The following is a 13,204-nucleotide window of genomic DNA, read 5'->3' on the forward strand; positions in this document are numbered from 1 at the left end:
CATTCATTCCCTATAAGGGAAGCCCCTTTCACTGGTGAAATCCAGCACAGGAGAATTCATGGCCGGTCCGGTTCAGCGCGAAATGGAAAACCTGCTGGAGGCGGCGTTCAGCCCGCTCCGGCTGGAAGTAATCAACGATACCGCCCGCCATCATGGCCATGCGGGCGACGATGGCAGCGGCGAATCGCACTTCACCGTGGTGATCGAAAGCGCGGCCTTTGCCGGCAAAAGCCGCCTTGAACGCCAGCGCATGGTTAACCGGGCATTGGGTGACATTCCGGGCGAACGCGTCCATGCCCTTGCCATCAAGGCCATTGCTCCAGGGGATACGGCATGAACGTGATCGACACCATCACTCCCATTTCTCACGATCTGGGCGATTTTCAGGTGCGCCGCGTGCTCCCCGCAAAGGAACGGCGGATGGTGGGGCCGTTCATCTTCGTGGACCAGTTCGGCCCGGCACAATTGGATATTGGCCGGGGGATGGATGTCCGCCCGCATCCCCATATCAACCTCGCCACTGTCACCTGGCTGTTCGGCGGCGAATATGCCGGTGCGATCGAACATCGTGACAGCCTGGGCAGCCATTCGATCATCCGGCCCGGACAGGTCAACCTGATGACCGCCGGCAGCGGCATAGTCCATTCGGAGCGCAGCCCCGGCCCGGAACGGGAAGCAGGCCCGAAACTCTACGGCATGCAAACCTGGCTTGCCTTGCCCGACGGCAAGGAAGAAATACCGCCAGCTTTCGAGGCGGTGGCCGACCTGCCGGTGATCGAGGACCAATGCGTCACCGCCCGCGTCATCATGGGCGAATTGTGGGGGGAAAAGGCGCCCACCACCACCTATGCCGAAACGATCTATGCAGAAATCCTGCTCGGTCCCAGCGGCGCCATCCCGATCGAGGCCGATGCCGATGAACGCGCCGTGATGCTGGTTGGCGGGGAAGCGGCGCTGGATGGCCGGCCGCTCAAGCTCTACGAACTCGCCGTGCTGCGCCCCGGCGCCGAAATGGTGCTCGATTCCAAGACCGGCGGCCGTGTGATGCTGCTGGGCGGGGAAGCCTTCGCCACGCGGCGCCATGTCTGGTGGAACTTCGTCAGTTCCAGCCGGGAGCGGATCGAACAGGCCAAGCGCGACTGGAAGGAAGGCCGCTTCCCCAAGGTGCCGGGCGATGAAGTGGAATTCATTCCCCTGCCCGAACAGCCGCTGACGCGCAGCGAGTAAGCCCCGCGATGGCGCCCGCGACGCTATCGGAGTGGTTCAGCTGATACGGCGGGCAAGACCCGGGGATCAATCCTTCCCGAACCACTCCACCCAGGCCCCATGCGGATGGGCCTGTGACAGAAGCGTCCACTCTTCGCCCGATCCGGGCCAGTATTTCACATTCAGCTCATGGGCGAAGGTGGCGCGGTTGGTTTCCAGCCGCACCCAGGCGAGCGGCCTGTCCGCCGCAGCCTGCGCGCCTGCCGCCTCCATCGCTGCCGTGATCGCAGCCCGCGTTTCCTGCGGCAGATATTGCCACATCACCGAATGATAGAGCACACGCGTCACGCCCTGCTGCTGCGGCCGGGCGAGCATCGCCGTCACGAAATCGCCCGCATCCAGCTTCACCAGATCGGGCTTCTTCTGCGCAGCCAAGGCAATCGCCGCGTCGATCCGCGCCATTCGCTCGGTCGCGTCTGGCCAGACATAGGATTTCAGCCGCAGCGCCTCGTCTCGGTCGGAAAGATCCACCGGCGCGATGTCGGAGCCACGGATCGCCACGATCTCCACCTGCGCATCAGGCGGCGGAGGCCCGCGCCATTCGGGCTTGAGCTGCATGGGGGAATCCACCGGCCCCACGCTCACCCCGCCCAGATCGAAGCGATAGCGTTCCATCATCGTATTCACGCCCGCGCTCGATCCGATCTCGTTCAGCTCGAATTTCGGGCCAAGCTTCCGCGCCAGCCACAGCAGTCCGGCCATCAGGCTGTTGGCGCGTCCCGCCTCATTGGTCTGCGGCGGCCCGTCCAGCCACGGGGTGAGCCGCGCGTCGAATTTCTCCACCAGCGCGCAGACGATCCGGTCGATCTCGGCCTGATCGGTCAGTTCCCCCGCATAGATCGGACCAAGCTCGGGCGCGTCGCCCGTCAGGTAGAGATTGTGGATGCCCCCCGCGATGCGCAGCGGCATGGCATCTTCCAGCGACAGGCCGGGCCAGTTGTTCATCCGCCGGGCCACTTCCGTATCGGTGCGGAGCACCGCCCGTTCCGCCACGATCACACGGCTGGTGCAAGGGGCATTGGCCCGCGCGGTGTGGTCCGCCTGCCATTGCAGCGCCTGTTCGACGCTCGCGATCTCCATGACCGGTTTTTCCGCCGAACCGCTTTCCGCCATTTCCATTGCCCTTTCCGCGCTGTGTCCTTAAGGCGCGCGCCATGTCCAGACCGCTTACCTTTGCCGTTCCCAAAGGCCGCATCCTTGAGGAAGCGCTGCCGGTTATGGCACGCGCCGGCGTCGTGCCCGAAGCAGCCTTCAACGACAAGGACAACCGCGCACTCAGCTTCGCCTGCGAAAATGGCGACATGCGGATCATCCGCGTGCGTGCGTTCGATGTCGCCACGTTTGTCGCCCATGGGGCGGCCCAGGCGGGCATCGTCGGCTCCGACGTGGTCGAGGAATTCGACTATCCCGATCTTTACGCTCCGGTCGATCTCGATATCGGCCATTGCCGCCTGTCGGTGGCGGAACCGGTGAATTCCGGGCTGGAGCCGCTGGGCAAGATCAGCCATTTGCGGATCGCCACCAAATATCCCAACCTCACCAGCCGCTATTTCGAGCGGCAGGGCATTCAGGCCGAATGCGTGAAGCTAAACGGCGCGATGGAACTCGCCCCCAGCCTTGGCCTGTCGCAGCGGATCGTGGACCTTGTTTCCACCGGCCGCACGCTGAAGGAAAACGGGCTGGTGGAAACGACCACTATCCTGCCGGTTTCCGCCCGCCTGATCGTCAACCGCGCCGCGCTGAAGACCGATCCTCGCCTTGGCGAACTGGTCGAGGCGTTCCGCGCCGTGGCGGAAGGACGCGCCTGATGATCCGCCTGAAGACCTCCGATCCCGATTTCGAGCGGAAATTCGCCCGCATCGTGGCGGACCGGCGCGAGAGCGGCGGCGATGTGGCGCAATCCGTGGCCACTATCCTCAACGAAGTGCGCGCGCGCGGGGATGAGGCGCTGGCGGAATATACGCAGCGCTTTGACGGTTTCGCCCTGCCCGAAGGCGATTGGCGCATCGCGCCGGAACGGTGCAAGGCCGCCTTCGAGGCGCTGGATAGCGACCTGCCCCAGGCGCTGGAACTCGCCGCCAGCCGCATTCGCGCCTATCACGAAGCCCAGCTGCCGCAGGACCGTGACTATACGGACGATACCGGCGTGCGGCTGGGTGCGAAATGGCGCGCGGTCGATGCCGCCGGGCTCTATGTTCCGGGCGGGCGTGCCTCCTATCCCTCCTCCCTGCTGATGAACGCCATTCCCGCCAAGGTTGCCGGTGTCCAGCGGCTGGTGGTCTGCACCCCCACGCCCAAGGGCGAGGTCAACGAACTGGTTCTGGCCGCCGCCTATCTGGCGGGCGTGGACGAGGTCTGGCCCGTGGGCGGCGCTCAAGCCATTGCCGCGCTGGCCTATGGCACGAAGCGGATCAGCCCGGTGGATGTGGTGACCGGCCCCGGCAATGCCTGGGTGGCCGAAGCCAAGCGCCAGCTTTACGGCGTGGTCGGCATCGACATGGTGGCGGGCCCTTCGGAAATCCTCGTGATCGCCGACGGCAAGAACGATCCCGACTGGATCGCGGCCGATCTGCTGAGCCAGGCCGAACACGATCCCGCCGCCCAGTCGATCCTCATTACCGACGATCCGGCCTTTGCCAGCCAGGTGGAAGACCGGGTTGATGTGCAGAGCGCCATGCTCTCCACGAAGAAGACCGCGCAGGCCAGCTGGGCCGCGCATGGGCTGATCGTGGAAGTGGCCGATCTGGCCGAGGCTCCCCGCCTCGCCAATGCACTGGCGGCCGAACATATCGAGCTGGCGGTGGACGATCCTGACAGCCTGTTTGCCGAAATCCGCCATGCGGGCAGCGTGTTCCTGGGCCGGATGACGCCGGAAGCGGTGGGCGATTATGTCGCCGGGCCGAACCACGTGTTGCCCACCGGGCGGCGCGCGCGCTTTTCTTCCGGCCTTTCGGTGCTGGACTTCATGAAGCGCACCAGCTTCATTGCGCTGGACGATGCCGCTCTGGCGAAGATTGGCCCCGCAGCCGTGCGGCTGGCCCAGATGGAAGGGCTGCCTGCCCATGCCAAATCCGTGGAATTGAGACTGAAATGAGTGGCCGTTCGCAAGCCCGTTCCGCCGCCCGGCTTTCCGCCGTGCAGGCACTGTATCAGCACCAGATGGAGGAAATCGCCCTCCCCCGCCTGCTGGACGAATTCCACCAGCACCGCCTTGGCCGCGCCCAGGACGATGATGAGGAACAGCTGGCCGAGGCGGAAGTGGCCTTCTTCGACGATCTCGTCTCGGGCGTGATTGCCCGGCAGGAAGAGATCGACGGTTTGCTCGAATCCCGCCTCGCTGAAGGCTGGAAGCTGGAGCGGCTGGACAAGACCATGCTGCAAATCCTGCGCGCCGGCGCCTATGAACTGCTTGCCCGGCAGGACGTGCCGCTGGGCAGCGCGATCAGCGAATATGTCGATGTAGCCCACGCCTTCTTCGATGCGCGCGAAGCGAAATTCGTCAATGGCGTGCTGGACGCCGTGGCGAAAGCGGTGCGCAGCTAAGGCGAAATACCGCCCGTTTCCTGGGCCGCTCGTCGTCCCGGACCTGATCCGGGAGCGCTGGCTTCTTGACACCAAGCTCACAGCGATCCCGGCGTTCGCCGGGATGACGCGAAGCGCAGACACACCCAATCCTCCGCTGGCGAATGCGGGCTAACGCCGAAGTGAGACAACCGAGGACGGACGGGGCCGGGCCGGTACTGTCAGGCGCCCGCTCTGGCGAGCGGTGCGATTGCGCGTTGTTTGATATGCGAATGGCAGGCGAAGTATCGCGGCAAACTTGTCTGCTCGGCCCTGAGTTGCATGGCGGGGAAGGCATAGGGCTCGCAAGTGAGCCTTCCCTTGAGCGGAGATGTTCCTCTGGGGCGAAACATCATCCGGCCACGCATCTGTTGCGGGCGCTGGTCCAGCGGGCCGGACAGGGCGTTGACATCCACCCTGTCCATGAGGCCCGGCTCTGCAGACAGCGCCGACCCGGCGCGGGAGAGGAGCGAAGCGCTACCGCCCCCGCAACCCGTCACTGCTGGGCCATATAACCCAAATGGTTCTCAATGTCAAGATGGTGTGCCAATATCACGCTACTCGTCACCCCGGACTTGTTCCGGGGTCCCGCTTCCTGCACGGAAAACAGCTGGATCCCGGAACAAGTCCGGGATGACAATATATCGAGCACTGTACCCAAGGTCAGAGAGAATTGGGTTCACGCGGAGACATAAAACCCTCACTCCCAGCCCAGCACCTTGTCCAGATAGGCCGCCAGACGCACGCCGGACTGTTCCAGCCGCTGCTCCATCGCGGGGGTCCATTGCCAGGCATATTGCCAGGAAAGGCTGACGGGGGATTCCCGCGTCCCCACCCCCAACTCGCCACCCGTGGCGGGATAGATCCGGTCCCGCAGGGCAGTGCTTTCGTCGATCCAGACCGCCGGGTCGCTGTTCCACCAGCCGGTCACCTGCTCAGGCGTCATCTGCCGTTCCAGCCTTTCGGCATATTCGCTGTAGCTGAGCTGGCGCTTCAGGATCAGGCCCTCGTCCCAGACCCAGTGCAGGTTCTGCGGTTCGTCAAACCACAGCACGTTGAACCAGTTGCCCCCGCGATCCCTGTCGTTTCCGGCATGGAGCGGCTGATGCAGGTCCGCCACTATGTGGACGATGAACCGCAGGGCCCGCTGCCTATCTTCACGGCTGGCCTTGCGATCGCGCAGCACGGCCGCGAAACGATCCAGCGCAGTGGCAGCGTCGCCTTCCGGCGGATGGGCCAGTTCGGCGGCATGTTTGCCTTCGGGCAGGGTCACATAATGCCAGGGCGATGCCTCCGTCTGCCAGAAGGGATCGGGATTGGAGCGTTCGTCATCCGGCCAGGTGGAGGCATCGGCCAGCGTTTCCGCCCCCAGAATTCCCGCGATTTCCGCCCGGACCTTTCCGCTGATGTTGCGCTCTGCAATCTGGGCGCTTACCCGATGCCCTATCGGGCCCCAGGCGGCGGCGGGCGACGAGAGCGCCATCGCGGCAACCGGCACGGCGATGGACAGGATGGATTTGGCGATAGGCATCATGAGCTGGGCATTTCCTCGATTGCGGCCTGATAATCCGGCTAGCCGCTCCGCCATGCCGCTGGCAACCGCATGACGCGCGAACTGGCCTTTATCGAGCGGCTGCGCGCCCTTGCCACGCATCCCGCCGCGCGCGACCTGAAGGATGATTGCGCGGTGCTGGAAGTAGGCGCGGAAACGCTGATCCTCACCCATGACATGCTGGTGGAAGGGATTCACTATCTGCCCGGCGCCGACAGGGCCGATGTGGCGTGGAAACTGGTCGCCACCAATCTGTCAGACCTTGCCGCGAAGGGCGCAGAGCCGCTGGGCGTCCTGCTGGGCCATATGCTGGGGCCGGCCGATGCAGACTTCCTGCGCGGGTTGGAAGAGGTGCTGGGCCATTACGGCGTGCCGCTGCTGGGCGGAGATACGACATCGGGCGGCCCGCCCCGCGCGGATGGACTGACCGCAATCGGCCGGGCGACTTTCAGCCCCGTCCCCTCCCGCTCGGGAGCGAGGCCCGGCGATGCGCTTTATCTCACCGGCCCTGTCGGCGCGGCCATGGCGGGTTTCGAAGCCCTGCGCGATGGCACGGGGGAAGACAGCACAGCCTATCGCCGCCCCATGGCGCGGCTGACCGAAGGACGGGCGCTCGCCCCGCATGTGACGGCCATGATGGACGTTTCCGACGGTTTGCTGCTGGATACCGCGCGGATGGCCCGGGCCAGCGGCGTGACGATGTCGCTCGACACCGCCTCTGTTCCCCTGGCCTGCCCCTCCGCCCATTTGAGCGCAGCCTTGCGCTGGGGCGACGATTACGAATTGCTGTTCACCGCTCCGGCAGTGACAGTGCTGCCCTTGGCGGTTTTCCGCGTGGGAACGGTGCTGGAACAGGCGGGCGCCCCGCTCCTGCTGGACGGTGTTCCGCTCAGCGAAGAGGACGGTCTGGGTTACGAACACGGCTGATTTTCCAGCCGCATCCAATCCTCAAAATGACGGAAAACCGCGCCTTAATGCGCTGAAACGTCCACCCCTTGCCGGCGCAGCACATCCTTCAGCGCATGATAGGCTTCCTTCTGGCGATGGTTCGGAATGCCGGGATAGAGGTGATGGATCAGGTGATATTCCATCGCCATCGAAGCCCAATAACCAAGCCGCGCCCGGAAGATCCTGGTGTTCTTGTAGCGCCCACGCTCCTGCGGATGATGCGGCGCCCAGCTGAGCCAGTAACGGATCCACGAAAGGCCTACCTGACGCGGCAGCCACCACAGCACCGCCACTTCGATCGCATAGCCGCTCCATGCCATGCCGAAGAAAGTACCGAGCATAACCAGCTGAAGAATCGTGGTTTGCATGGCCGCCTTGCGCGAGGCAGGCGTGTCCATGTCGATCATCATCTTCTTGTAGCGATGAACCGATCCTTCCACGCCGGGCTGACGATTCCACCACGTTTTCAGGATCGCCTGCCACCAATTGGGCGCGCCGTCCGTATAATCCGGATCGAGCTGCGGATCGTTGGTATATTTGTGGTGTTCCATATGGGTCAGCCGCGCAACACCGAAGCCCAGCGCGATGGGGATCGTGGAGAGATGCCCGGTCAGTTCGTTGACCCAATAGAGCTTGTGGCCGCGCGGATAGATGTTGGAATGCATCGCCTCATGGCTGGGGATGAAGCCATAGGCCGCGCAGAAGGTCGAAAAGAGGAAGCCCAGCGTCAGGCCGACCGGGCCGAGGTAACCCAGAATGGCCAGCGGGAAGAGGCTGACCCAGATCGCGAAGCAGGTGACGGTCAGCGCGGCATAGACCCATGTGGCACCGCCGTGGAATTGCATGGCGATCGCCCGCTCTTCCTTCATCATTTCGCGGCGCAGATGCTTGTCGAGCGTATCGTCGCCCGCAAGGCCGATTACCGGGCCATCCTCTGCCGGAATAATGCCGGGAACCTCGATCGAGTTACGCTCGATCACTTCCGCCTCGACGAGCAATTCCGCCTCGACGAGGCTGTCTTCCTTCACCGGTCCGTCAGTCACAGCCCCAGCCCCTTCACAGCCCCAAGCGCCCTCACAGCCCCAAGCCCTTTCACAGCCCCAAGCGCTCTCACAACCAACGCCCCTTGATATTGGCGTAGAGCCCCCATGCCCCGCCGAAGATCAGTCCGAAGGTGATCCGGCTCAGGCCCAGGGGCGCATCGACGCCCCAATAGGCCATGAGCTGCGCGGTAAGCGGCGCGATGAAACCGATGCCGAACAGGAACGGCATCACGGCGAACAGCTTGCGAATGGCTTCGGTCATGACATTAACCTCGCATAAACCATTAGAAGGCGCAAGTTTTCTTGGGTTCTACGTAATATTCATGAGGTATTCGCGGCCCCACCCCCGGCAGCACCCGCAGAGCGGCGATCGGGGCCTAACCCAAGGGGAAATGCGGGTTTTAGGGCTTGCGCACCCCATGATGCAGCTATAGCCATCGTAATTGGCGCGAGCCCCTCAAAATAAAAAGAAGGTGCCGCGCGTTCCGCAATTCTTTGCAGAGGGGGAGAGGGTCTCGTGAACCTCATTACTATTTCAATCATATTGGGGCTGTTGGCGATCGTTTACGGTTTCGTCACCAGCCGCCAGGTGCTCGGTGCGAGCGCCGGTAATGAAAAAATGCAGCAAATTTCTGCAGCTATTCAAGAAGGTGCCCAGGCCTACTTGAAGCGGCAATATACCACGATCGCCATCGTCGGTGTGGTTGTGGCCGTGATCATCGCCGCCACGCTGGGTGCGATTTCCGCCAGTGGTTTCGTGATCGGAGCCATTCTGTCGGGCGTTGCCGGCTTCATCGGAATGAACATTTCGGTGCGCGCCAATGTCCGCACCGCCGCCGCGGCCCAGCAGAGCCTGCAAAGCGGGCTGACGCTGGCCTTCCGCGCGGGCGCGATCACCGGCCTGCTGGTAGCGGGCCTTGCCCTCCTCGCCATCGCGGTGTTCTATTGGTATCTCACCGACATCGCAGGCTTCACCGTTGGCGGTGAAGACCGCACCGTGGTGGACGGCCTTGTCGCCCTTGCCTTCGGCGCCTCGCTGATTTCCATCTTCGCACGGCTTGGCGGCGGCATCTTCACCAAGGCTGCCGATGTCGGCGCCGATCTGGTGGGCAAGGTGGAGGCGGGCATTCCCGAGGACGACCCCCGCAACCCTGCCGTAATCGCGGATAATGTGGGCGACAATGTGGGTGACTGTGCCGGCATGGCCGCCGACCTGTTCGAAACCTATGTCGTCACCGTCGGCGCAACCATGGTACTGACCGCGCTTCTGCTGAAGGGCGTGGGCACCATGTTGCCCAACCTGATGGCCCTGCCCCTGCTGATCGGCGGGGTATGCATCGTGACCTCGATCATCGGCACCTATTTCGTGCGCCTCGGCGGTTCGAACAATGTGATGGGCGCCATGTACAAGGGCTTCCTCGTCTCGGCAGTGCTGGCCATTCCCGCCATCTGGTGGGCGACTTCAACGGCGCTGGGCGGCATGGAGGCGACGCTTCCGGGAACGGACTTCAACGGCCGCGCGCTGTTCTATTGTTCGCTGCTCGGCCTCGTCATCACGGGCCTGATCATCTGGATCACCGAATATTACACCGGCACGAATTTCCGCCCCGTCCGCTCCATCGCCAAGGCTTCGGAAACCGGGCACGGGACCAACGTGATCCAGGGCCTTGCGGTGAGTCTGGAAGCGACCGCCCTGCCCACCATCGTCATCGTGGCGGGCATCATCATCGCCTATCAGCTCGCCGGGCTGATAGGCATCGCCTATGGCGCCACGGCCATGCTGGCGCTGGCGGGAATGGTCGTCGCTCTCGACGCCTATGGCCCGGTTACCGACAATGCCGGCGGCATTGCCGAAATGGCCGGTCTGGATGACAGCGTGCGCGAGAAGACCGACCTGCTCGATGCCGTGGGCAACACCACCAAGGCCGTGACCAAGGGCTATGCCATCGGTTCGGCAGGCCTAGCCGCGCTGGTGCTGTTCGCCGCCTACACCACCGATCTGAAAGAGTTCTTCCCCGAACTGACTGTCAATTTCAGTCTGGAGAACCCCTATGTCATCGTCGGCCTCCTGCTTGGTGCGCTGCTGCCCTATCTGTTCGGGGCAATGGGCATGACTGCGGTGGGCCGCGCGGCAGGCGATGTGGTGAAGGATGTGCGCAATCAGTTCGCCGCCGATCCGGGCATCATGGCCGGCACATCCAAGCCCGATTACGCACGGACGGTGGATCTCGTCACCAAGGCGGCGATCAAGGAAATGATCATCCCCTCGCTGCTGCCGGTGCTGGCGCCCATCGCCGTCTATTTCGTCATCACTCTGGTGGCGGGCCAGCAGAACGGCTTTGCCGCTCTGGGTGCCCTGCTGCTGGGCGTGATCGTGGGCGGGCTGTTCGTGGCCCTTTCCATGACCTCGGGCGGCGGTGCCTGGGACAATGCCAAGAAATATATCGAGGATGGCCATCACGGCGGCAAGGGCAGCGAAGCCCACAAGGCCGCGGTGACGGGCGACACGGTGGGCGATCCCTACAAGGACACGGCCGGTCCGGCAGTGAACCCCATGATCAAGATCACCAATATCGTGGCGCTGCTGCTTCTGGCCGCTCTGGCAGCCTGACCCTGACCGGCCTTTCCGGCCAATGCAGGCCCCGCCCGGCGCAATCCGGGCGGGGCCTTTGCTTTGTGAGTGCCCCATTATGGCAGGCCCAATATTCGCTTAATGCTTCCTTTGCCTTCAGGCGCTAGGCGCGGCACTCGGCCCATCATTGGAGAGCCCACAAAGGTTAACGGCTTGGAAGGCAGTTCATTCCAGAAATCGGATTTGCAATCCCTGCAAGACAGCGGGCCTGTCCGCGCGCCCACCGTCCATGCGCAGGCGGTGGACTGGCATGCGATGGCGAGCGTGGAGGCTGTGCTGCGCTGGGATGCTCTGGCGCAATGGGCATCCAGCCCCAATCCCTTCTTTGAAAGCTGGTATCTTCTTCCCGCGCTGGAAACGCTGGACCCCGATGGTCGCGTGAAACTGCTCTGCGTGGAAGTGGAAGGCACTCTTGCCGGGCTGTTCCCCATCCTGCGCGAGAGCCGCTATTACCGGCATTACCTGCCGCAATGGGGCACCTGGATTCACGGCAACTGCTTCCTGGGCTTGCCTCTGGTCGCCAAGGGCATGGAGCGTGCCTTCTGGCGCGCCGTGCTGGAATGGGCGGACCGCAATGCCGGAGGCACCTTGTTCCTCCACATGCCGCAGATACCGCTCGAAAGCCCGGTCCATCATGCTCTCAAGGCCGTTCTGGCAGAGCAGAAGCGGCCAGCCGCATTGGTTCATAGGGAAGAGCGCGCCCTGCTGTGTTCCGGCCTTTCGCCCGACAGCTATCTGGAAACGGCGCTCACCGGCAAGAAACGCAAGGAGCTGCGCCGCCAATACAGCCGCCTTGCCGAGCTGGGCGAACTGAAGTTCGAACGAAGCTGCGATGCCGTCGGCGTCGATCAATGGGTGGAAGATTTCCTGCGACTGGAAGCTTCCGGCTGGAAAGGCAGCACAGGCCATGCCCTCGCGCGGGCGGAAGCTACCGCGCACCTTTTCCGGGCGGCCCTACCGGGCGCGGCATGGCGCGGGCGGCTCGAACGCCTCTCCCTCAGCCTCGACGGGGCCCCGATCGCCATGCTGGCCAATTTCCTCGCCCCGCCCGGCGCCTTCTCCTTCAAGACGGCTTTCGACGAGCGCTTTGCCCGATATTCTCCCGGAGTACTGCTCCAGCGGGAGAACCTCGCCTTGCTGGATCGCGATGACATTGCATGGTGCGATAGCTGCGCCAGTGCCGATCATCCGATGATCGATCATTTCTGGCGTGAACGCCGCGCAATCGGCCGGGTCAATATCGGCATTGGCGGCATCGCCCGGCGTATTCTTTTTCATGCAATCGCCCTGGCCGAAACGCGCAAACTTCCCGGAGAGCTTGAATGAAGCCCGCCCTGCCAACGCACCCCGCCCCGGTCTTTGACGAAGAAGCGCGCTCGATTTTCGCAGGCGCCTATCCCGAACAGCCGCACAAGTTGCGCCACAATCTGCCAGCCAACCCCCTGCTGGCGCTGGACGCACTGGCTGCACTCGGCGAGAGCCTGCCGGCAAGTTCAGTGGAATATAATCGCGGCGACCTGCCTATCGGGATCGACGGAAAACCCGATCCCACCGGCCTTTCCATCGGAGATACGATCCGCCGGATTGACGAGACCAATAGTTGGGCCGTCCTCAAGAATATCGAACAGAGCCCGGCCTATGCCGATCTGCTGGCCGCGCTGCTGGCCGAGCTGAAACCGGCCATCGAGGCCAAGACCGGCAAGATGATGAAGACGCAGGGCTTCATCTTCATCTCCTCGCCCAATGCGGTCACTCCCTATCATTTCGACCCCGAGCACAACATCCTGATGCAGCTCGTCGGGACGAAGGTGATGGTGCAATTTCCTGCGGGCGATCCCGAATATGCTCCCGACCGGGTGCACGAAACCTATCACACCGGCGGCGCGCGGGAACTTGAATGGGCGGAACGCCTCGCTGCGGGCGGGATGGAATTCCAGCTCGCCCCCGGCGATGCGCTGTTCGTGCCGGTAATGGCCCCGCATTGGGTCAAGGTCGGCCCCGCGCCTGCCATTTCCCTGTCGATCACATGGCGTTCCGAATGGAGCTATGAGGAAGCCGACGCCCGCGCCTTCAACGCCCTGCTCCGCCGGATCGGCCTGAGGCCGAGAGCGCCGGGCCGGTGGCCGCAACGCAACACCGCAAAGGCAATCGGATGGCGCCTGTACCGCAAAGTGCTGAAGGCGCGTTGACTGGCAGGGGGCA

The 13,204-nt window shown here is 63.7% G+C and carries 13 protein-coding genes; 9 read left to right on the forward strand and 4 right to left on the reverse strand.

Annotation, left to right across the window (positions count from 1 at the left end; all coding sequences use genetic code 11):
• Positions 1–58 precede the first annotated feature (58 nt).
• Together H0274_RS06590 and H0274_RS06595 are read left to right on the forward strand one after the other, a co-directional pair.
• Positions 59–337 carry a BolA family protein gene (locus tag H0274_RS06590; RefSeq protein WP_226794116.1) on the forward strand — a complete coding sequence of 93 codons (279 nt, stop codon included), beginning with the start codon at positions 59–61 and terminating at the stop codon, positions 335–337.
• Complete coding sequence (locus H0274_RS06595) at positions 334–1,227, forward strand: pirin family protein (protein WP_226794117.1); 894 nt, start codon at positions 334–336, stop codon at positions 1,225–1,227. Before H0274_RS06590 ends, H0274_RS06595 begins: the two co-directional genes overlap by 4 nt.
• 66 nt (positions 1,228–1,293) lie before the next feature.
• On the opposite strand, the gene H0274_RS06600 is transcribed toward H0274_RS06595, so the two are convergent.
• Positions 1,294–2,385: a DUF2332 domain-containing protein gene (locus H0274_RS06600; protein WP_319018207.1), complete on the reverse strand. Its 1,092-nt coding sequence runs from the start codon at positions 2,383–2,385 to the stop codon at positions 1,294–1,296.
• A gap of 35 nt (positions 2,386–2,420) precedes the next feature.
• On the opposite strand from H0274_RS06600, the gene hisG reads away from it, so the two are divergent.
• From hisG to nusB, 3 genes are read left to right on the forward strand one after another with little or no spacing between them, the layout of a single operon-like run.
• Complete coding sequence (gene hisG / locus H0274_RS06605) at positions 2,421–3,074, forward strand: ATP phosphoribosyltransferase (RefSeq protein ID WP_226794118.1); 654 nt, start codon at positions 2,421–2,423, stop codon at positions 3,072–3,074.
• Positions 3,074–4,360: a histidinol dehydrogenase gene (gene hisD, locus H0274_RS06610; RefSeq protein ID WP_226794119.1), complete on the forward strand. Its 1,287-nt coding sequence runs from the start codon at positions 3,074–3,076 to the stop codon at positions 4,358–4,360. The genes hisG and hisD overlap by 1 nt, the downstream gene beginning before the upstream one ends.
• Complete coding sequence (nusB, locus tag H0274_RS06615; RefSeq protein ID WP_226794120.1) at positions 4,357–4,809, forward strand: transcription antitermination factor NusB; 453 nt, start codon at positions 4,357–4,359, stop codon at positions 4,807–4,809. The genes hisD and nusB overlap by 4 nt, the downstream gene beginning before the upstream one ends.
• A gap of 718 nt (positions 4,810–5,527) precedes the next feature.
• On the opposite strand, the gene H0274_RS06620 is transcribed toward nusB, so the two are convergent.
• Positions 5,528–6,361 carry a S1/P1 nuclease gene (locus H0274_RS06620; RefSeq protein WP_226794121.1) on the reverse strand — a complete coding sequence of 278 codons (834 nt, stop codon included), beginning with the start codon at positions 6,359–6,361 and terminating at the stop codon, positions 5,528–5,530.
• Positions 6,362–6,430: 69 nt separating this feature from the next.
• On the opposite strand from H0274_RS06620, the gene thiL reads away from it, so the two are divergent.
• Positions 6,431–7,306 carry a thiamine-phosphate kinase gene (thiL, locus tag H0274_RS06625; protein ID WP_226794122.1) on the forward strand — a complete coding sequence of 292 codons (876 nt, stop codon included), beginning with the start codon at positions 6,431–6,433 and terminating at the stop codon, positions 7,304–7,306.
• A gap of 44 nt (positions 7,307–7,350) precedes the next feature.
• Here the strand turns inward: thiL and H0274_RS06630 are convergent, their stop codons facing one another.
• Positions 7,351–8,370, reverse strand: coding sequence for a fatty acid desaturase (locus H0274_RS06630; protein ID WP_226794123.1), 1,020 nt, complete (start codon positions 8,368–8,370; stop codon positions 7,351–7,353).
• A 67-nt stretch (positions 8,371–8,437) separates the two neighbouring features.
• Positions 8,438–8,632 carry a hypothetical protein gene (locus H0274_RS06635; protein ID WP_226794124.1) on the reverse strand — a complete coding sequence of 65 codons (195 nt, stop codon included), beginning with the start codon at positions 8,630–8,632 and terminating at the stop codon, positions 8,438–8,440.
• 255 nt (positions 8,633–8,887) lie between these two features.
• Between H0274_RS06635 and H0274_RS06640 the strand changes: the two genes are divergently transcribed.
• From H0274_RS06640 to H0274_RS06650, 3 genes are all read left to right on the forward strand, one after another.
• A complete protein-coding gene (locus H0274_RS06640; RefSeq protein ID WP_226794125.1) occupies positions 8,888–10,981 on the forward strand; it encodes a sodium-translocating pyrophosphatase in 2,094 nt (697 codons plus the stop codon).
• A 204-nt stretch (positions 10,982–11,185) separates the two neighbouring features.
• Entirely contained in the window at positions 11,186–12,328 is a 1,143-nt protein-coding gene (locus H0274_RS06645) for a GNAT family N-acetyltransferase (protein ID WP_226794126.1), read from the forward strand.
• Positions 12,325–13,191, forward strand: a complete 867-nt coding sequence (locus tag H0274_RS06650) for a cupin-like domain-containing protein (protein WP_226794127.1) — start codon at positions 12,325–12,327, stop codon at positions 13,189–13,191. The genes H0274_RS06645 and H0274_RS06650 overlap by 4 nt, the downstream gene beginning before the upstream one ends.
• Positions 13,192–13,204: the final 13 nt, after the last annotated feature.

This window comes from Fulverythrobacter ferritrahens (genome assembly GCF_020539485.1).
Classification (GTDB): Bacteria; Pseudomonadota; Alphaproteobacteria; order Sphingomonadales; family Sphingomonadaceae; genus Andeanibacterium; species Andeanibacterium ferritrahens.